This window comes from Armatimonas rosea, from assembly GCF_014202505.1.
Lineage (GTDB): Bacteria > Armatimonadota > Armatimonadia > Armatimonadales > Armatimonadaceae > Armatimonas > Armatimonas rosea.
The window spans coordinates 1,519,497-1,539,051 of record NZ_JACHGW010000001.1 but is presented as its reverse complement, the minus strand read 5'-3'; the positions used below and the strand labels follow the sequence as shown (position 1 = coordinate 1,539,051).

Genomic DNA, 19,555 nt, shown 5'->3' with positions numbered 1-19,555 from the left:
GGGACAGTGAGGGAACCCTGTCCCCCGTTTCGGGATATAGTTTAGTGGTGAGAGTGCTTCGTACGATCTGGATGGCCCTCGCTCTGCTCCTCTTTTTAGGGAGCGGAGCCCTCGCCGCACAGCCGGTATCTTCCCACCAAATCAAGCGCCCTAAACAGCGCCTTGTCGAGAAGTACCTCCCCCCTGTCCAAGCCAGCGCGATCCGTTGTAAACCGCCCCTCCCTCTAGATGCGGTACCTGTGACGAGCCCTCTCGTGGGGGTCTTCTTTGACAACGACCTGATTGCTCTCCCTTCCGCGGCTACGCCCCGTAGCTCCCTGCATGCCCTGGCTCCCACGCACGTACGCTCCCCCCGTGCGCCGCCCGCGCTCTGTCTCCTGCGTCTCTTCCTGTAGGGGGGCCGATGCTCCTCTGCAGTCTTTCCTCGCATTAGGAGCCTTCATGCAGCGCCCCAAATCTCTCTTTCCCCTTACTCCGGCGGATATCCAGCTCGGCGGTTGCCTCAGCCGTGGCATCGTCGGGCTGATTATCCTCACCCTTGTCTTCACCCTTGCCCTCGTGATCTGGCCGTCCCAAGGAGGTACCCCATGACCGGCTCTCCGGGAGTCGCCTTCCTGGGCGATGTGGGTATCGCGCTCACCGCAGCACTTGCGGGAGGGCTGATCGCCCGCTCCCTCAAGCTTCCCGCCCTCATCGGCTATCTGGTTGCAGGCACTCTCATCGGCCCCCACACGCCTGGCTTTATCGCCGACAAAGACACGGTAGCGCTGGTAGCAGACCTAGGAGTGGCCCTCTTGATGTTTGCGGTCGGAGTCCAGTTCTCACTCGATGAGCTACGGCATGTCCGGCGCACTGCCCTAATCGGCGGAGCCAGCCAGCTTCTCGGGACAATCTTATTAGGTATCGGACTGGGTTCCCTCTTGGGCTGGGGACTCTACGGAGGACTCTTCGCTGGCTGTGCCCTCGCGCTCTCCTCGACAGCCGTGCTCCTGCGCCTCTTGGATGAGCGCGGCGAGCTGGGAACGTCCCACGGACAGCTCATGCTGGGTCTCCTGGTGATGCAAGACCTCTCGCTCGTGCTGATGGTCACCCTCCTACCCGCGCTTGCCGCGACCGCCAGCCTCCTCCCTACCCTGGGACTGGCTCTCCTCAAAGCGCTTGCCTTTCTCGGCGTGATCGTCCTGCTGGCACTACGCGTTGTCCCAACACTACTCGACCGAATCGCCCGCACGGGCTCGCGTGAGCTGCTCTTGCTCGCCTCGGTCTGTCTCTGCCTGGGGATCGGCTTCCTCGCCGATAAAGCGGGTCTGGGACTCCCTCTAGGGACATTCCTAGCAGGGATTGTCCTCTCCAAGTCCCCCTATGCCCATGAAGTCTTCTCCCAGATACGCCCCCTCCGCGATGTCTTTTCGTCGCTCTTTTTTGTCTCGATCGGCATGCTCTTAGACCCAGGCTTTGTGGTAACGAACCTCGGGCCGGTCCTCGCGACAGTCGCGACGATTCTACTGGGAAAGACGCTGGTAACCGCACTGTCCTTGCGCTGGCTGGGCTGGAGTGGCCCAACCGCGCTCCGTGTAGCCCTCGGGCTGGCGCAGATCGGCGAGTTCTCGTTTGTCCTCGCGACCCTGGGCACGTCCCGTGGTTTGATCCCCCCACAGGTCTCCGGGGTCCTGCTCGCCGCTGCCTTGCTCACGCTCCTGCTCGCCCCGGCCACCTACGCCAGTGCCGCCCCCCTCTGCCGGGTGGGGAGACACTGGCCGCTCTTTGGGCGCTGGCTCCGCGCGCCCCAGCACGCCCCCGAGCACCTCGCCCCGCCCGCCATCAGCACACCTCGAGTTGTCGTTCTGGGTGGGGGTCGGGTGGGGCGCTATGTGGCAGAGGCGCTTCGGGCCCATGAGATCGCCCACCTCGTGATCGACTTCGATGCCAGTGCCGCCGCACGCCTCCGGGAGGGAGGGAGCGCGGTGCTCTACGGGGATGCCACCGAGGAGGCGCTCCTGCGCCATGCACAGCTTCCCCACGCAGAGCAGGTGATCTTTACCCTGCCCGAGGCGGCCTCGACGGAGCTCGCCCTACGCCACGTGCGACAGCTCGCCCCCCAGGCCACTCTCATTGTCCGCGTCCACCGAGGCGAGGACATTCCCCGAATGCGAAGCGCGGGCGCGACCCAAGTGATCCACGGGGAGTTTGAGGCGGGTGCGGAGGTTATCCACCAGACACTCGATAGACTCCAGGTAGAGAGCGCACAGGTCAAGAGCTATCTTCAGCACATCCGCGAGCAGCGCTACCGACAAGAGACAGATTCACCTAGACAAAATCACTAAAAAAGGCCATAATACGTAAAGTATGTTAAAGAAATCACCCGAGCACTATCTGGCGCAGCTACGGACGCTGCAAGATGCCATGCAGGCGCGGCTCCTAGCCGATGTCAAGGCCCAGGAGGAAGCGGCCACGGAGGCGCTGGCCGGGGTCGCCGATGTCCGTGGAGGCGATACGATCTACCAGATCGATGCCCACGCCGACGAAGTCCTGCACCACTTCTGCACCGAGTGGGCCACCGAGGGGCCGCTCGTCCTGATCTCCGAGGGGATCGAGGGCGCGGGCTGGCAGGTCTTCCCCGAGGGCGCACGCGAGGAGGACGCGGAGTTTTTGTTGATCGTGGACCCGATTGATGGAACACGAAATATAATGTACAACAAGCGCTCCGCCTGGGCCCTGGCAGGAATCGCTCCCAACAAAGGCCGCGCCACCACGCTTGCCGATATCGAGATCGCCGTGATGACCGAGCTCCCCACCACCCGCGCCCTACTCGCCGACCAGCTCTGGGCGATCCAGGGCCGAGGGGCGCACCGGGAGACCAAGAACCTCGTGACCGGTGAGCGCAAAGCCGCTCCCCTACGGCCCTCGCGCTCCGAGTCTCTTGCCCATGGGTTTGCTAGCCTCGCCAAGTTCTTCCCGCCTGCCAAGGGCGCGACGGCCACGCTGGAGGAGAAGCTCATGCTGGCCGTGGCCCCAGAAGACGGCGAGAACCCGGTGGTCTTCGATGACCAGTACATGACCACGGGCGGCCAGCTCTACGAGCTCCTAGTGGGCCACGACCGCTTTATCGCCGACCTACGCCCCGTGTTCTTTGGGGTCCTCGGCCTGCCACCCAAGCTGGTCTGCCACCCCTACGACATCTGCACCGAGCTCATCGCACGGGAAGCAGGGGTCGCCGTCACCGATGAGTTTGGGGCGCCGCTCGCCGCGCCTCTGGATATCCGCGCCGCGGTGAGCTGGTGTGGGTACGCCAATTCGACGCTGAAAAATCAAATCGAGCCCAAGTTGCAGGGGCTCTTGGAGGAACTTCGTGGGAATCGTGCGTAAGGCCGTGATCACGGCAGCGGGGCGTGGGACGCGGCAGTTTCCCGCCACCCGCTCTATTCAGAAAGAGATGCTCCCCTTGGTGGACCGCGACGGTGTCACCAAGCCGACCATCCAGATCATTATCGAAGAGTGCCTGGCATCGGGGATCGAGGATATCTGTATCGTCGTCTCGCCGGGTGGGGCCAAGCCGTTTAAAGAGCACTTCTCCCGGCTCAAGGACGACGAGCGCAAGATCTTTAAGGGCAAGGAGTGGGCGCTGGCCCAGGCCGACTCGCTACGCCGGATCGAGGAGCGCATCACGTATGTCGAGCAGCCCACTCCGGAGGGCTACGGCCACGCGGTCTACCAGGCCAAGGACTTTGTGGGCGATGAGCCCTTTCTCTTGCTCTTGGGCGACCATGTCTATATCTCCAACACCAAGAAGCGCTGCGCCCAGCAAGTGATGGACACCTACGCGGTCACCCAGTGCGCGGTCTCCGCGGTCCAGCAGACCCCCGACGACCACCTGCACCTCTTTGGGACGGTCAAAGGGACGCGCCTTGGCCAGAGCGATCCCCCCATCTACGAGGTAGAGCAGATCGTCGAGAAGCCCTCGATCGACTTCGCCGCCGAGCACCTCCAGACCCCTGGTGTCAAGCGCGGCTACTACCTCTGCTTCTTTGGGATGCATGTCTTCCCGCCCACCCTCTTCGACTGCCTGGCGCACCATATCGACAACAATATCCGCGAGAAGGGCGAGATCCAGCTCACCAGCAGCCAAGAGATGCTCCGCTCCCAGGAGCGCTATGTCGCGGTCGAGACCAGCGGCGAGCGCCTCGACATGGGCGTCCCCCTCGGCTACATCGAGACCCAGACCGCCCTCGCCCTCTCCGGCGTCGACCGCACCGAGGTGCTTGCCACCCTCCTGCGCCAGGTCGCCAAGTCCGCCGCCAAAGAGCCCTTCGGTCAGGTCTGAGCTGCCGGGGGTTAAAATCCCCGGCACAAAAAAGAGCGCCCCGTGGGCGCGGAGAACGAAATGCTCTCCGCGCCCACAGGGCGCTCCCTACTATCTGCCGGGTAATTTATTGCCCGGCCACCCCAATTAAGCCGCGCGGTCGAAGTAACGAATATCGGGGGCTTGCTTGTCGCGGATCGACTCCTCGGTGATCACGACCTCCTCGATATCCCGCTGCGACGGCACCTCGTACATGATATCCATGGTCGCCTCTTCGATAATCGTGCGGAGTGCTCGGGCTCCGGTGCCACGCAGAATCGCCTGGCGGGCGATCTCGGTGAGGGCACCATCGGTGAAGTGGAGCCCCACCCCATCCAGCTCAAAGAAGCGGCGGTACTGGCGGGTGAGAGCATTGCGCGGCTCGGTGAGGATGCGCACCAGCGCGGCCTCGTCGAGCGGGGCCAGCGCGGCCATCACGGGGAGACGCCCAATAAACTCAGGGATCAGACCGTAGTGCTGCAGGTCCTCGGGCTGGACATGCGAGAACGGGTCCTCGTCGATGGGCTCGGCCTGCGCCGCGACACTGGCTCGGAAGCCTAGGCTCTTGCGGTTGCGCCGGCGCTCGACAATCTCGCTGAGGCCATCGAAGGCACCACCACAGATAAAGAGGATATTGCTGGTGTCGATCTGGACGTACTCCTGCTGCGGGTGCTTGCGCCCCCCCTGCGGCGGGACATTGGCGACTGTCCCCTCCAGGATCTTGAGGAGCGCTTGCTGGACCCCCTCCCCGGAGACATCACGGGTAATCGAGGGGGAGTCGGCCTTGCGGGCGATCTTATCGATCTCGTCGATATAGATAATGCCCCGCTCGGCGCGCTTGATGATATTGGGGAGCGTGTCGCCGTTGTCGGAGGCTTGGATCAGCTTGAGGAGAATATTCTCGACATCCTCCCCCACATAGCCCGCCTCGGTGATCGAGGTCGCATCGGCGATGGCGAAGGGGACATTGAGCACACGGGCGAGGGTCTGGGCTAGGAGGGTCTTGCCGCTCCCTGTGGGGCCCAGCAACAAGATATTGGACTTCTGCAGCTCGACATCGCTGGCGGGTGCCTGGATGCGCTTGTAGTGGTTGTAGACCGCGACAGAGAGGGCACGCTTGGCCCGGTCCTGGCCCACGACATACTGGCTTAGCTGGCGATGGATATCGCGTGGCTTGGGGAGGTGCCCCGTGGGAAGGACCTCTTCCTGGACACTCTCAGTTCGGATGATGTCGTTGCAGAGGCCCACACAGTCGAGGCAGACGCCCCCGTGCACCCCTAGAATCAGCTTCCGAACTTGCTCTCGGCTCTTACCACACAACACACAGCGGTTGTCGTGGCGATCATACCCTCCAATACGCGGCATCCGCGCCCCCTTCACCCAACCACAGGCAAGTGCTCAGGGCTTTTTAAGCAGAGAAACCCTTGTGCCTGGATCAGCGTTTGTCACGGACGAGAACTTCATCAATCAGCCCATACGCCACGGATTCCTCTGCAGAGAGGAAGTAGTCGCGCTGGATATCGTGCTTGATGCGATCCAGGTCCTGTCCTGTATGCTTCTGCAAGATTCGCGCCAGCTGATCATTTGTTTTTAAGATTTCGCGTGCCTGGACATCGATATCGCCCGCGGTCCCACGGAAGCCCGCGCTGACCTGGTGGATCATCACGCGTGCATTGGGAAGAGCGAAGCGCTTGCCCTTGGCACCACCGGCCAGGAGGACCGCTCCCATCGACGCCGCCATGCCCATACAGATAGTGGCGACATCACAGCGCAGGAGCTGCATCGTGTCGTAGATCGCCAGGCCTGCGGTCACGGAGCCGCCAGGGGAGTTGACATAGAACTCGATATCGCGGTCCGGGTCCTGCTTCTCCAGGAAGAGCAGTGCTCCAACCACGATACTGGCCTGCTGATCGTCGACTTCCTCTCCCAGGATAATGATGCGATCTTTCAGCAGTCGGGAGAAGAGGTCCTGCTCGCGGCTACCGCGAGCGTCTTGCTCAATTACACCAGGAATCGTCAGTGGCATAGGTTTTATACTCAAAGTGGCCCTGCAGGGCAGGGCCACTTATTCTATTATGACTCGGCGGGGGTCTCCGCCTCAGTCTTTTTTGTGCGACGCTTCGGCTTGGCCTCTTCGGCAGGAGCCTCCGCGGCAGCGGGTGCGGCCTCGACAGCAGGCTCTTCGACCTTTTTCTTGGTCGCGACCTTCTTCTTGGGCTTCTCCTCAGCGGGGGCAGCCTCGACAGCAGGGGCCTCGCCTCCGGCCTTGGCGGCTTCCTCAGCCTCAAGCTCCGCCGTGGTGAGGGTGCGCTCGGTGATCTTGCTCACTCCCTTGAGGTAGGTGAGGATCTTCTCGGTAAGCGCCTGGTCGCGGTAGCGATCCAGCCCGTTCTGAGACTCGACATAGGCACGCACCGCGGCGACACTCACGCCCGCCTGCTCCGCGCTCTCGGCGAGCTTCGCATCCACATCGGCGTCCTCGACCGTGATCTCTTCGGTGCGAGCCACCTCAGAGAGCACAAGCGAGTTCTTGATGCGCTGGGTCGCTCCCACAGACATCTCGGCCTGGAGCTGCTCGACGGTCTTACCCACCGATGCCAGGTACTGCTCCGCGGTGACCTTGTTCTGCTCCAGGGTCTGCGAGAGCTGCTGGAGCTCGGCATTGACCTCGGCGCGCAGGAGCACCTCGGGGAAGTGGATCTGGCTGGTCTCGACAATCTTGCTGACCAGGTTGAACTCCACCTCGTTCTCGCTGGCCTCGACCGCGTCCTTTTCCAGACGGGTACGGATATCGGCCGTGAGCGCCTCGACACTCTCCACACGGGGGTTGACCCGCTTGGCGAGCTCGTCGGTTAGCTCAGGGAGGACACGGGAGCGGATCTCCTTGAGGGTGACGGTAAAGACGCCGCGCTTGCCGCGGAGCCCCTCGTTCTCAAAGGTCTCGGGGTAGGTCGCCTCGATGGTCTTGGTCTCGCCCTTGGTCAGGCCCACAAGCCCCGCGTCCAGATCGGGGATGTTCTTCCCAATCTCGATCATGGTCGCCTTCGGCTCGGCGAGCTCGGGCAGGTCCTGGCCCTCGACAATGGCGGTGAGATCCACCATCAGGAAGTCGCCGGCCTCGGTGACACGATCCTCAACCTCGGGGTACTCCGCGAAGCGCCCACGGACATTCTCCAGCTCTTTCTCGACATCCGAGTCCGTGATGGTGATGTTGCGGCGCTCTAGAGCGAGCCCCTTGTAGAGCCCCAGGGTAACCTGAGGGCGAAGCGGAACCAGTGCCTTGAAGACAAAGGCCTCGCCATCCTCCATGGAGACAAACTCCATGTCCGGCTCGGCAAACGCCTCCACACTGGCCTCAGTGAGCGCCTCACGGTAGGCATCGGGGACAAGCGACTCCGCCGCGCGCTGTTTCACGCGACCGTCATCGACATAGTTCTTCGCAATATGGGGCGGAACCTTCCCACGGCGGAAGCCGGGGAGCTGCAGGCTACTAATGGCCTGCTGGAAAGCCTTCTTGCGCGCGGCTTCAACTTTCTCTGGCTCAACAGAGATGGTCAGCGCGATCTTGCAGGGGTCAAGCTGCTCAGTCGTCACCTGCATCGGTGGAATTTTCACTCCTAAAAAATGTAGATTTGGTTTAGCCAACAAAAAAGGTACCGGAGATGCTACTGCTCCAGTACCCTGCCTCGGTCTTTTGGATTAGATCGAAGAGCGGGAGAAGGGGTTCGAACCCTCGACTTTCACCTTGGCAAGGTGACACTCTACCACTGAGTTACTCCCGCACACTCTACACTCCGCTCGGCGATGGGCGAGAGGGGATTTGAACCCCTACGCCTTGCGGCACTGGTTCCTAAGACCAGCGTGTCTGCCATTTCACCACTCGCCCTTACACTAGGAAACGGGCCGACACGGGATATTCTAGCCTAAGGTCGCCCTCTTGTCAAGAGTTATTTCCCAGGATGCGCACGCAAAAATATAATCGCCGTGGGATCGTCGGGAAAGTGCCGCAGGCACTCGGTCGCAATCGTCCGCCCCGCCCCGTAGAGTACCTCGGCTTTGGCGGTATCGCCGGCTTTCTTCTGGGCATCGCCAAGATCGCGGTAGATCCCCACGAGCCACCGAAACGCCGCATTGGCATCCTCTTTTTCATCTTCGCTCAGGACCTGGGGGTCTTTGTGGGCGTAGAGCTCCAGAGCGCGACGGCCATAGGGCTCGGCGACCTCGGGCTTGGCAAAGTGCCGGAAGTAGATCTCACAGAGGGTTGCCTCAATCGAGATGCTATCCGGGTTGTTGCGCTCCCCCTCCAGCAGGAAGGCAAGGGCCTCGTCTTTTTTGTCGGGCAGGTGCACCATCTGAATCGCGCCATTGACATACCCCTGCACAAAGTGCGGGTTGCTCCAGGTCGCCATGCGTAGCAGAGGGAGGACCTCCTTGGGGCTCTTCTCCGTGTGGTGGGACATGTCCATGTAGGGCTGGGTCTGGCGCTCGATATGCCCTAGGAGCCCACGCCAGTCCGATGCAGCCGAGGGCACGACCGTCGTCTCTTCGTGGTGGGTATCGTGGCTGGAGGTCCCTGTCACCTCCCCGACCGTCTTGTCCTTTTTCTCCGACTCCAGCCGCCCACGGGTCTCGACTCCCGAGTGCAGGTAGCGCTCGGACTCTAACCAGAGAAAATCCGCCATCGACGAGCGAAACTCCCCAAAGACCGAGGCGACTGCGGACTCCTCCAGGGCCTCTTTCTGGTGCTGGGTCATGCCCACGGGCGCACGGAGCTGGGGCTCGACCGCGGTGGTGATCATCCCTCCGAACACCAGTGCCACAAAGCAACCGGCTCCGACCAAAAGCTCACGGTCCATCGCTAGAGTGCCACCTTCTTGAAGCGCAGTGCCCCCACCGTCAGGCTTACCAGCGTGTGGAGCAAGGCGTAGCCCAGCAGAGCCAGGAGCACCCAGCTCGGGATCGGCTGCCAGCCATGGCTCACCTTCCCCGAGAGGTCAAAGAGGTTGAGCGCGGGCACGACAAAGTAGATGCCACGTAGGAGCACCTGCCCAAAGCCATCGCTGGTCTTATCGAGCAGCAGAGTGGACTGGGAAAACGCCTGTGAACCCACCGCCAGCAGGAGCGTGATGGTCACGGTGGCCTGGGGGGTCATGAAGATCGAGGCGCTCACGGTCACGGCGCACAAGAGCATCAATACAAAGAGGCGCAGGAGCAGGTACTGCCAGAAGATCACGCCGGGGTGGAGCCCATAGATACTCAGGGTCCCCCAGCCGATCAGCCCAAAGACCAGCAGGCCCATCCCTGAGAGGCAAAAGACGCCCAAGAACTTCCCCACGATCAGGTCTGTCCGTGAGATGGGCCGCGCCAGCAGCGGGTAGATCGTCCGGCGCGAGATCTCCTCAGGCATCTGGCGGGCCGCAAAGACCACAGCCAGGATCACCGAGAGGAGATTGATCACGGTCAGGGTAGCGCTCTTGAGAAAGATATCGATCCCATGGACCCCAAAGCGCCCCACCAGTGCCGCCATACCGATCATCAGCAGCGAGAGAATCATCGCCACATAAAGGTCTTTGCGACGCACTGACTCCAGCACAGTAGCTTGCGCCAGTGCGCCCCAGACCACTAATTTTCGTCCCAACATACTGCCATTATTGGCAGAATTACGGGGTTACTTCACCCAGTCCGCGATAAAGATATTGGTCTCGTGGCCCTTGCCATGCCGGTTGCTCGCCCACAGGAGCTGCTTGCCGTTGGGAGAGAACATGGGAAACGAGTCAAACTGCCCTCCGTAGGTAACGCGCTCCATGCCGGTCCCGTCCAGGTTGATGAGATAGAGCTCAAAGATGCGCCGCTTCGGATCCCCGATATTGGAGGCAAAGATAATCTTCTTACCATCGGGCGTGAAGAACGGCGCGAAGTTCGCCGCGCCGTTGTGGGTTACCTGCTTAGCGTTCTTGCCATCGGCATTGGCGACCCAGAGCTCCATGGAGGTGGGGCGGACGAGGTTCTGCTTGAGTAGGCGCTTGTAGTCCTCGACTGCCTTCTCATCGGGGAGGGCGCTGGCACGCCAGACAATCTTCTTGTTATCGGGTGAGTAGTAGGCCCCACCGTCGTAGCCGACCCGATTGGTCAGGCGCTTCAGGTCGGTGCCGTCTGTCTTCATCGAGTACAGCTCTAGGTCACCGTCACGGGTGGACGTAAAGATAATGCGCTTGCCGTCGGGAGAGACTGTCGCCTCGGCGTTGTAGCCACACTCTTTGCCGGGCTCGACTTTTGCAGGGAACAGGGGCCGCAGGTTCTTCCCGTCGGTGTTGGCCTTGTAGATCGCGTAGTAGGGATAGATCGGCCAGACATAGCCCTGTGAGCGATCGGGCTCGGGCGGGGTGGCGGGGCTGTAGGCATGGGTCGAGGCGAAGATCACTTCCTTCCCATTCTTGAGGAAGTAGGAGCAGGTACAGCGCCCTTTCCCTGTGGAGACCAGGGTCTTCTTGCTTCCATCGGGGCGCATGGTGTAGATCTGATCGGGCTCACCTCCCCCTTTGGTGTACTGGAAGACGATCTGCTTGCCATCGAAGCTCCAGTAGGCCTCCGCATTATCCCCCCCGGCCGTCAGCTGCCGGACGTTTTTCAGGTGCCCCTCACGAGAGTCTAAGAGCTCCGGGAGCGGACCTTCCCCCGCCGGAGGCTGCGCCAGTGCCCATGTTGCCAGACATGCTACGAAGACAGTGCCAAAAGTTCGCATGCTCTGGTTGTACCCCATCCCAGGCAGTCAGACGCAAGAGGGGGAAATTTCTATGTTCTTTTTTGCCCGACTTTGCTTTGTGGAGCGGTTTTCAGGGTAGAATGAGCAAGACACAATAAGGTATCCGAAAGAGATACCCCATGGAGCTCGTATTTAGGTATTTATGTGACCAAATGCATCTAGCTGTCGGTGCTAAATGGTGCAAAAGTCAAGGAACCTACGTCCGAGTTCGAAGCTCTAAGTTGCAATAGGTAACACCCTGTAGTACTCGGTATCAAGACACCTGGTTGCGACGGTTGCTTCCTACAGATGTTGAGTGGGCAGAAGGGACTAGCTCGCGGGGCTAAGAACGGCTCATGAGGTAGTCTCGGGCCCTGACTCGACAACAGCTCTACATTTACTTTTGGGAGGTTTGTTTATGCGGTTTACACAAAAATTGCTGGTCGCGGGCGCTACACTGAGCCTGTCGGTCCCAGCGTTTGCACAGAATATTACGTCGGTTGTCCTTCACAACACGAGCCTGGGTCGTTCCTGGAATACCCGTGGACTGGACTCCTCCGGTTTCAACCTGTATCTCTCGACCAACGATGGAGTGAGCTTCATCAACTCGGGGAACGGGGCGGGCGCGTCGGTCAATATCCCCCTTGTGCTGGGTGACAACACGTTCTTCTTCTTTGGTAGCGCCAATGTCGATGCCACGCTCGCCCTTGAGGTCATGCTCAATGGCACCGATGCAAGCAACCCGACCCTCAGCGCCCTCAACAGCGATGGCGCGGCGGGGACAGCACGGACTGCCTACTCGGGAGCAGCGCTGACCAACAACCTGACCCCCACTGTGGGCTCGGGCACGCTGACCTCTGGCCTGTTCGGCCTGAACGTGGTGAGCCTAAAGTCGTTTAGCTACAAGACCAGTGGCCCCACCCGTAACCTGGTCAGCCTCTACGACCTGGGTGCGGATGGCTTCAACGACACCTACGGCTCCTTCACCCTGACCCTGGGACCGGCCGCTCCCGAGCCCGGCACCCTAGGCCTGCTCGGTCTGGGCATGGTTGCAGGTCTGGCAATCCGCCGCCGCAAGTAGTCTCAGAACCCTAAAAAAAGCCCGCTGGTGCACCCGCACCGGCGGGCTTTTTTTCACTAGCCCCGAATACGCTCCAGTAACCGAATACGCTTGCGGACGCTCTCTGGAGTCACGCTCAGCGGGGCGGCCTCGCGGATCGAGTGCCAGAGGTCGGTGTAGAAGCTGCCCTGGAGCCGCTCGAAGCTCTCCGTACAGTCGTAGCTCGCGGTCTGCCACTGGAGGTCTTCGCGGTTGTAGCTCCGGTCGGGGGTCGAGGCGCACTGCACCGGGCGCTCTGGGTGCGCGCTCCAGTCGACCCACTTCCACTCAAGCTTGTTGCTCGTCCCCTTAAGCCCCCCCGCAGTCGCCATGATCAGCCACTTATCCTGGGGGTACGGGCAGGTCGCCGCAAACTCGATATCGAGCGTGAAGGCATCGGGGTGGCGCAGGGTCGCCCGGACATGGTCGGCGGTATCCCCCGACGAGAGAGTCGCACGCATATCGCTCCAGACCTCCAGGCTCTCCACATCGTCCACGCCATAGGCTTCGTAGAGCCCCAGCGCTTGGTCGAGAATGTGCGGCCCGTTGTTGTGGAGCTGCCCGCCGCCGAACTCCGAGAGGGTCTGCCAGTCCCAGCGACGCCCAAAGCCGTGCTGCGCGATCCGGACATGGACCACCTTCCCCAGCACGCCGCTGGCGAGAATCTCCTTGACTTTCACGTAGCTGTCTTCGTAGCGCCGGTTCTGGAACGGCACGACAAACTTGCCCGCCGCCTTCGCCGCCGCAAGCATGGCGTCTACCTCAGCGACGCTCAGCCCGAACGGCTTCTCACAGACCACGTGCTTGCCCGCCTCCAGCGCGGTGACTGCATTCTTGGCGTGGTCCCGGTTGTAGCTCGACACGACAATCAGCTCAAGCTCCGGAATCGCCACCAGCTCCTCCACCGAGGTGACGGCCTGCACGCCCAGCTCAGCGCCCGTCTCCGCCGCACGCACCCCGTTGATATCCGCCACCGCGACCAGCTCGTAGGAATCGCTCAGCTTCTCAAATGCCTTGCAGTGGATGCCATAGCCACTGCGCCCCAGCCCCAAAACTCCAACACGAATCTTTTCCATGGCGCTATTATGCGGCAGGAAATCCCTCGACACAAAAGGAACTAGGACTGTATGAAGCGACGTGATCTTTTAAAGAGTGCCGCCACGGTGGGTGTGGCGACAGCAATCGGGGTGGGTGCAGAGGCGACGGCAGCTCCGGCAACGACGGCGGCGACGATGATGGGCGTGCCGTTTGAGAAGCGCGACGTAGTGCGGATTGGGTTTATCGGCTGCGGCGGGCGCGGCGGTGGCCTCTTCAACGACCTGCTCAATATCAAGGGCGTGGAGATCAAGGCAACCTGCGATGTGGTCGCGGCTCGGGCGGAGAGCTTTGCCAGCCGCGCCGAGAAAGCGGGACAGAAGCGCCCTCAGGTCTATGGCGCGGGCGACCACGACTACGAGAAGCTCTGTGCGCGCGACGACATCGACCTAGTCTACATTGCCACGCCCTGGGACTGGCACGTGCCGATGGCGATCTGTGCGATGGAGCACGGCAAGCACGCCGCGGTCGAGGTTCCCGCCGCCACGACGCTGGCCGACTGCTGGAAGCTGGTGGACACCAGCGAGCGCACCCGCAAGCACTGCATCCAGCTAGAGAACTGCTGCTACGGCTATACCGAGCGCATGGTGCTCAATATGTGCAAGAAGGGCCTCTTTGGCGAGCTCCTGCACGGGGAGGCGGCCTACAACCACGACCTGCGGAGCCTGCTACTCGCCGACTCGGGCGAGGGGCTCTGGCGGCGCGTCCCGCACATCAAGCGCAATGGCAACCTCTACCCCACCCACGGCCTCGGGCCGGTGGCGCAGTACATGGGGGTTCATAAAGGCGACCGCTTCACCCGCCTCGTCTCCATGAGCAGTAAGTCCGTCAGCCTCGCCGAGTACCGCGACGCCCATGTCCCCGCCGATAGCCCCAAGCGCAAGGAGGTCTACAAGTGCGGCGACATGAACACCAGCCTGATCCAGACCGCCCAGGGCCGCACGATCATCCTCCAGCACACGGTCACCCTGCCGCGCCCCTACTCCCGTTTGAACGTGATTGAGGGCACCAAGGGAATCTTCATGGACTACCCGCCGCGTTTCTTTATCGAGGGGCAAAAAGGCGGCGAGGCCTTTGTCGAGACCGAGGTCTACAAGCAGTACGAGGACCCGCTCTGGCAGAAAGAGGGCGACATGGCGCGCAAGCTCGGCGGGCACGGGGGGATGGACTACATCATGAACTACCGGGTGATTGAGTGCTACCACCAGGGCCTCACCCCGGATATCAATGTCTACGACGCCGCCGCGTGGAGCGCGCCTGGTCCGCTCTCGGAGGAGTCGATCAAGAGCGGCAGCTCCGGAGTCACCTTCCCCGACTTCACCCGCGGCAACTGGAAGTAAGCTGGCCCCGCCCCCCGGCCCCCAGAATGGGGGAGATAAAAGGAATTTTCCTTGTATTTCCCCCATTCATGGGGGTCAGGGGGCTTTTTGTCGCCGTAGCGTGAGCACGGTCACCTCGGGGGGGCAGTTGAGGCGCACTCGGGGTGGGAGCACGCCGACCCCACGGGTGGTGTAGAGCGGCATGCCCTCGACATAGGTCAGCCCCGCCGGGTAGCGCTTGCCTTCGTCGGGGAGGCGCAGCGGACCGACTCCGGGCAGGACGAGCTGGCCGCCGTGGGTGTGCCCGGAGAGCATCAGGGACGCCCCCGCCTCCGCCGCAAACGAGGCGCGGTCGGGCTCGTGCCAGAGGAGAATCCGCGGGGTATCGTCTTGCGGCAGCGCGCCCAGCACGCCTTGGACATTCGTGGGACGGGAGATCACCGAGCGGAGCCCCACCAGCCAGAGAAAGTCGTTCTCCCGTGCAAGTGCCACGCTCTCGTCGAGGAGAGGCGTGATTCCGGCCCTCCGCCAGAGCGCGCGCGGGGGATCGTCGGGCGGGGCGGGAAAGTCGTGGTTGCCAAAGGCGGCAAAGGCTCCCCAGCGAGCGCTTCGTGCCAGCGGCTCTAAGGCTTGAACGCACGCCGCCATATCGGTGGCGTAGTCACCCTCGCGGTCACAGATGTAGTCCCCCACCAGCAGCACGAGGTCGGGCTTTGCGGCCTGGGCGAGCGCCAGAGCCGGGGCGAGCTGGGAGGCGGGAAAGCTCGGGCAGACATGCAGGTCCCCTAAGACCACGGCGCGGAGACCATCGAAGGCGAAGGGGAGGCTTGGGAGGGAGACCGTCACTTCCTCAACGACAGGCTGGAGTGCCTGCGCTCTCCCGTGGGCCGCGACCGCCGCGGTGCTCCCCGCAAGAGTGCTCCCGGTCAGGAGCCAGCGCCGCAGGAGCGCACGTCGGGAGGAAGTCATAGAGACAGTATCGGCAAAAAAGCCCCTCGCCGCCAGGAGCAGCGAGGGGCTTGGTGTGGGAGGCTAGCGCGCGGAGGAAGTGCTAACCTCGGACTTGACGCTCCCATCGCCGGCGAGGGTCAGGGGCATGGGGACGCCGCCGCCACCACCGTAGTAGATCCCCCAGCGGTTGAAGGTCTCGACCGTCCCATCGGCGTAGCGGATGGTCACGTTGCCCTGGCTGTCCCAGGTGATGGTCGCGGGCAAGCCCGCCTCGGGGCCCTTGACCGTCCCCCGGCCACTGCCATCGCTGTTGTGGGTGAAGATCGCCTCGTAGCCATCCGACGTGCTCATGCGGGTGCCGCCCGAGCCATTGCTACGCCACGAGCCCGCGGACTCGTTCCAGACCGCGCCATCGGCAGACTCGCTACGGTTGAACCACGACGAGCCCCCGGTGCCCCAGTTGCTCGCGCCCTTGTCTTTCCAGCCATCGGCGTAGACATTCTCGTACTTCGAGCTCCCGGAGGACCACCCGGCGTTGGTGACGTTCTCCGACGAGCCGTACGCGCCCTTGAGGAAGCCTGCGGTGAAGGTGTAGCTGGACTTCCAGACCTGGGGGAATGTCTCCCAGTCGGTCGGCCAGGTGCTCAGGATCTCCCCGGCGGGCTTGGTGAGCGCCTCGTCCTCAAAGAGGGCCGTCTTGATCTGGCCGTCTTTCTGGGTCACCTTCGCCCAGAGACCTAGGTAGTAGTCGTAGTAGGTGTAGTCCTGCGCCTCGCCCCACCACGGCCACGGTGCCAGTGTCATGCCTGCCGGGTCGCCCTCGGCGCGCGTCACCTTCTTGGCACGCGAGCCGGGGCCGCTCTGCATCATGTTCTTCAAAAACGCCCCTAGCTGCGGTACATCGCCATTGGCATAGCCTGCAGCGCTACTGGGTGGCGGTGCAGAGCCGGCCGCGCTGAGCGCTGCGCTATCCCGCACGGTCCCGACACCATCCACCGCACCAAACATCGTCCCCCCGGAGAAGAGCTTGCGGACCACACTGCCCACACGCTCCTGGGTCGCCCGTGTCACGGTGCCTGTTGTGGAGACGCTTCCGCCCCCCCCACAGCCTGCCATTAAGAGCAGCCCTGCGCCGCCCAGCAAAGAAAACATGCCTCGTCGATTCAGTTTCATACGTATCCTCGCACGTCTAATTTCTAATAGTGAAAGCGTACCCCGCTCCGATACTCTTAGAGTAATTTTATCCGATTTTCCTTCAAAACTTCAGGGCGATTTTAATCCACGGCTGGCGAGCCAGGCGTAGAGCCCAGCAAAGCCTATCAGCCCCGCCGCGATCATCAGCCCCTCCCAAGGAACGCCTCCGTAGCTCCCACTGCCCTGCAGGAGCGAGACGAGAATAAAGCCCCCCATCACCAGGAGCCCAAGTGCGGCAAGGCTATGCAGAATCGCCCCGAGCCGCCGCGCCTGCGCCACGGTAGCGATCCCCCCGCCCAAGCACGACGCCGCGACCAGCCCCAAGTTGAAGATAATCAAGACCCCATCCCGCGGCTCTCCCGGCCTGAGGTTGCCCCGGTTCTGGACAATCGTAAGGATAAAGAGCCCCGCCAGAACCAGGTCTAAAAACACCGCTACCCCTGCCAGGGCATCAAAAGGCGGACGTTGCGGACGTCGTTGTGGGACTGGCTGTTGCTGCTGTTGCGACATGGCTCAGGATACCCGATTCTCCCCGGAGCGAACCAGAGGAGCAGGGCGGGCTCCTACTCCGATGACCGGGGCAGGGACACTTTGAGCGACGTATCCTAAGCCCATGAGCAACGAACTTACCTCTTTTTCGGACTCCCTCGCGGCGCTGGTTCGCACGGCGGGAGCCTCGGTTGTCCGTGTCGACGATGGCACGCGCCTCACCGCAAGCGGCCTGATCTGGGAGCCCGGGGTGATCGTCACCACGAGCCATGGGACCGAGCGCGACGATGAGCTTTTTGTGATTACCCACGATGGCACGCGCCTCCCGGCTCAGCTGATCGGCCGCGACCCTGAGACGGACCTGGCAGCCCTGCGTGTCGGAGCGGAGCTCAGCCCCATCGCCCGCCCCGCCGAGAGCTTTGAGCCACAGCTCGGTCAGCTCGCGCTGGCGGTCTCACGGCCGGGCGACTACGGCTTGGTAGCGACCCTCGGCCTGGTGGCATCGGTGCAGCCCACGCAGACCGCCGGAACTCCTGAGTACATCGTCAGCACGGATGCCGATCTCTATCCGGGAAGCTCGGGCGGGGCGCTTCTTGCCACCGATGGCACGCTGATCGGCCTGCTCAACCGGGGCTTTGGGCGCGGGCTGGGGGTGGCTCTAGGGACCCCACTCGTGGCCCGCGTTGTTGCCTCGCTCCTGCAGCACGGCCGCGTGCCCCGTGGGTACCTAGGTGTCAAGATGCAGCATGTCGCCCTCCCCGACTCGCTCCGGGTGACCCACTCGCTGGCACAGGAGAGCGGCCTGCTGGTGATCCATGTCGAGCCCGGAAGCGCGGCGGAGCAGGCCGGGGTGCTGATGGGCGACACGCTGATTAGCCTCGACGGTGCCCCGCTCGACGATGTCGCAGGAATCCGTGAGCGCCTCGCCGCAGGGCGGGCCTTCACGCTCGATGTGCTCCGTGGCGGGCAGCGCCACACCTTCTCTGGAACCGCCGCCGCCTCCCCGGCGTAGATAAGGCATATGAAGAAAATCTGCACGCTGATTGTTGCGCCGTATGCCCCGGTTCGCGCCGGGCTGGCGGCCTTGCTACGCGAGACCGAGGCGATCTGCGTGCAGGGAGAGCTCCCGAGTAACACCGAGACCCTCGCCCGGATGCTCCCTGGCCTGACGCCCGATGCGATCCTCTACGACGGCGATGGCTTAGAGGCGCTCTTGGCGACCATCGAGCGCATGCCCGAGCCTCCTGCGCTGGTTGTCTTAGGCGAGCAGCCGAACCGCGACCTGCCGCTCCTCCAGGCGGCAGAGGCGCTCCCCGGCTGGGGCTACCTGAGCCGCGACTCCGAGGCCCACACCCTGATGCTCGCCCTCCAGTCGGCGGCGGCGGGCCTCGTGGTGCAAGAGGCACAGGCCCACACAACGCCCGCTCCGGTCGACGATGTCCTGACCCACCGTGAGCTGGAGGTGCTGGCGCTCATGGCCCAAGGGCTCCCCAATAAGCTGATCGCCCATAAGCTAGGGGTGACCCTCCACACCGCCAAGTTCCATGTCGCGCAGATCCTCGCCAAGCTGGGAGCCGCCAGCCGCACCGAGGCCGTCACCCTCGGAGCCCGCCGCGGCCTGATTGCACTCTAGCCCTGCCTGCGTCGCGCAGAAAAAAAAGTCTATCCCCCCCGATAGTTTTCCACGTCATCGGCGTAATTTGTGAGTGAGGACGTCCCCAATCCCACACGCAGCAGGTTACGATGATTACGATGACACTTTGGCGCAAGCCCCCCGCAGAGACGCTTTCCACGAGCCGCACACAGCCGTGGACCGCGGATGCCCTGCACGAGCGCTACCTTGAGGATGTCTTTGGCTATATCTCCCGGCGGCTCCCGATCCGCGCCGAGGCCGAGGACATCACGGCGGAGACCTTCGCAGCAGCGTTTTCGTCGCTGCACACCCTCCGTCCCCACACCGATCCCTTTCCCTGGCTCCTGGGAATCGCACGGCGCAAGCTGATCGACCGAGCCCGCAAGCAAAAGCGCCAGCCCGCTCTGAGCTCTCTGGACATTGAAGACGGCGACTGGGCCGAGGAGGGGGCCGACCCCGCGGAGAAGCTCCTGGCGGCCGAGCGACGACAGGCGGTCTGGAGCCTGGTCGATGGCCTCAAGCCCGAGCAAAAAGAGGTGCTCCTGCTCCAGCACCTCGAGGGCCTGAGTATCGCCCAGATCGCCACCGTGCTGGGAAAGTCCCCCGCAGCCATCAACTCTCTCTTGCAGCGTGCCCGAGCCACCTTGCTCACCCGTGGCGCTGCCTACTTTCTTTTCCTTGAGGCGGAGTAATA

General features: G+C 62.8%; 20 protein-coding genes and 2 tRNA genes. 10 read left to right on the top strand and 12 right to left on the bottom strand.

The features are described 5' to 3' along the window. The first annotated feature begins 47 nt into the window (after nt 1-47). The 5 genes from HNQ39_RS07140 to HNQ39_RS07120 are packed head-to-tail and all read left to right on the top strand — an operon-like array spanning nt 48 to nt 4,321. Entirely contained in the window at nt 48-395 is a 348-nt protein-coding gene (locus HNQ39_RS07140; RefSeq protein WP_184193252.1) for a hypothetical protein, read from the top strand. Between the two features lie 46 nt (nt 396-441). Beyond that, on the top strand, nt 442-591 hold the full coding sequence (locus tag HNQ39_RS07135; protein ID WP_184193251.1) for a hypothetical protein: 150 nt from the start codon (nt 442-444) through the stop codon (nt 589-591). Then, complete coding sequence (locus HNQ39_RS07130) at nt 588-2,324, top strand: cation:proton antiporter (RefSeq protein ID WP_184193250.1); 1,737 nt, start codon at nt 588-590, stop codon at nt 2,322-2,324. Before HNQ39_RS07135 ends, HNQ39_RS07130 begins: the two co-directional genes overlap by 4 nt. A gap of 22 nt (nt 2,325-2,346) precedes the next feature. Next, nucleotides 2,347-3,366, top strand: coding sequence for an FIG domain-containing protein (locus tag HNQ39_RS07125; protein ID WP_184193249.1), 1,020 nt, complete (start codon nt 2,347-2,349; stop codon nt 3,364-3,366). After that, entirely contained in the window at nt 3,350-4,321 is a 972-nt protein-coding gene (locus HNQ39_RS07120) for a sugar phosphate nucleotidyltransferase (RefSeq protein ID WP_221289854.1), read from the top strand. The genes HNQ39_RS07125 and HNQ39_RS07120 overlap by 17 nt, the downstream gene beginning before the upstream one ends. 126 nt (nt 4,322-4,447) lie before the next feature. On the opposite strand, the gene clpX is transcribed toward HNQ39_RS07120, so the two are convergent. From clpX to HNQ39_RS07080, 8 genes are all read right to left on the bottom strand, one after another. Further along, complete coding sequence (clpX, locus tag HNQ39_RS07115) at nt 4,448-5,704, bottom strand: ATP-dependent Clp protease ATP-binding subunit ClpX (protein WP_184193248.1); 1,257 nt, start codon at nt 5,702-5,704, stop codon at nt 4,448-4,450. Nucleotides 5,705-5,774: 70 nt separating this feature from the next. Beyond that, nucleotides 5,775-6,365 (bottom strand): ATP-dependent Clp protease proteolytic subunit, encoded by a 591-nt coding sequence (locus tag HNQ39_RS07110; protein ID WP_184193247.1) that lies wholly within the window; start codon nt 6,363-6,365, stop codon nt 5,775-5,777. Nucleotides 6,366-6,412: 47 nt separating this feature from the next. Continuing rightward, entirely contained in the window at nt 6,413-7,939 is a 1,527-nt protein-coding gene (tig, locus tag HNQ39_RS07105; RefSeq protein ID WP_184193246.1) for a trigger factor, read from the bottom strand. Nucleotides 7,940-8,049: 110 nt separating this feature from the next. Next, nucleotides 8,050-8,121 (bottom strand) — tRNA-Gly (locus tag HNQ39_RS07100). 23 nt (nt 8,122-8,144) lie between these two features. Next, nucleotides 8,145-8,225: transfer RNA gene (locus tag HNQ39_RS07095), tRNA-Leu, on the bottom strand. A 61-nt stretch (nt 8,226-8,286) separates the two neighbouring features. Beyond that, entirely contained in the window at nt 8,287-9,195 is a 909-nt protein-coding gene (locus tag HNQ39_RS07090; RefSeq protein WP_184193245.1) for a tetratricopeptide repeat protein, read from the bottom strand. A gap of 2 nt (nt 9,196-9,197) precedes the next feature. Then, nucleotides 9,198-9,980 carry an ABC transporter permease gene (locus HNQ39_RS07085; RefSeq protein WP_184193244.1) on the bottom strand — a complete coding sequence of 261 codons (783 nt, stop codon included), beginning with the start codon at nt 9,978-9,980 and terminating at the stop codon, nt 9,198-9,200. A 27-nt stretch (nt 9,981-10,007) separates the two neighbouring features. Beyond that, nucleotides 10,008-11,081, bottom strand: coding sequence for a TolB family protein (locus tag HNQ39_RS07080; protein ID WP_184193243.1), 1,074 nt, complete (start codon nt 11,079-11,081; stop codon nt 10,008-10,010). Nucleotides 11,082-11,499: 418 nt separating this feature from the next. Between HNQ39_RS07080 and HNQ39_RS07075 the strand changes: the two genes are divergently transcribed. Beyond that, entirely contained in the window at nt 11,500-12,162 is a 663-nt protein-coding gene (locus tag HNQ39_RS07075) for a PEP-CTERM sorting domain-containing protein (RefSeq protein ID WP_184193242.1), read from the top strand. 56 nt (nt 12,163-12,218) lie between these two features. Here the strand turns inward: HNQ39_RS07075 and HNQ39_RS07070 are convergent, their stop codons facing one another. Beyond that, nucleotides 12,219-13,256 (bottom strand): Gfo/Idh/MocA family protein, encoded by a 1,038-nt coding sequence (locus tag HNQ39_RS07070; protein WP_184193241.1) that lies wholly within the window; start codon nt 13,254-13,256, stop codon nt 12,219-12,221. A gap of 51 nt (nt 13,257-13,307) precedes the next feature. Here HNQ39_RS07070 and HNQ39_RS07065 point away from each other — a divergent pair, with 51 nt between their 5' ends. Continuing rightward, nucleotides 13,308-14,615 (top strand): Gfo/Idh/MocA family protein, encoded by a 1,308-nt coding sequence (locus HNQ39_RS07065; protein ID WP_184193240.1) that lies wholly within the window; start codon nt 13,308-13,310, stop codon nt 14,613-14,615. Between the two features lie 75 nt (nt 14,616-14,690). On the opposite strand, the gene HNQ39_RS07060 is transcribed toward HNQ39_RS07065, so the two are convergent. The 3 genes from HNQ39_RS07060 to HNQ39_RS07050 form a co-directional block, all read right to left on the bottom strand. Beyond that, entirely contained in the window at nt 14,691-15,563 is an 873-nt protein-coding gene (locus tag HNQ39_RS07060; protein ID WP_184193239.1) for a metallophosphoesterase, read from the bottom strand. A 63-nt stretch (nt 15,564-15,626) separates the two neighbouring features. After that, on the bottom strand, nt 15,627-16,718 hold the full coding sequence (locus HNQ39_RS07055) for a hypothetical protein (RefSeq protein WP_184193238.1): 1,092 nt from the start codon (nt 16,716-16,718) through the stop codon (nt 15,627-15,629). A gap of 90 nt (nt 16,719-16,808) precedes the next feature. After that, on the bottom strand, nt 16,809-17,249 hold the full coding sequence (locus HNQ39_RS07050) for a hypothetical protein (RefSeq protein WP_184193237.1): 441 nt from the start codon (nt 17,247-17,249) through the stop codon (nt 16,809-16,811). A gap of 103 nt (nt 17,250-17,352) precedes the next feature. Here HNQ39_RS07050 and HNQ39_RS07045 point away from each other — a divergent pair, with 103 nt between their 5' ends. From HNQ39_RS07045 to HNQ39_RS07035, 3 genes are all read left to right on the top strand, one after another. Then, on the top strand, nt 17,353-18,240 hold the full coding sequence (locus tag HNQ39_RS07045) for a S1C family serine protease (protein WP_184193236.1): 888 nt from the start codon (nt 17,353-17,355) through the stop codon (nt 18,238-18,240). Nucleotides 18,241-18,249: 9 nt separating this feature from the next. After that, nucleotides 18,250-18,861 carry a LuxR C-terminal-related transcriptional regulator gene (locus HNQ39_RS07040; RefSeq protein WP_184193235.1) on the top strand — a complete coding sequence of 204 codons (612 nt, stop codon included), beginning with the start codon at nt 18,250-18,252 and terminating at the stop codon, nt 18,859-18,861. A gap of 119 nt (nt 18,862-18,980) precedes the next feature. Further along, entirely contained in the window at nt 18,981-19,553 is a 573-nt protein-coding gene (locus tag HNQ39_RS07035) for an RNA polymerase sigma factor (RefSeq protein WP_184193234.1), read from the top strand. The last annotated feature ends 2 nt before the right edge of the window (nt 19,554-19,555 follow it).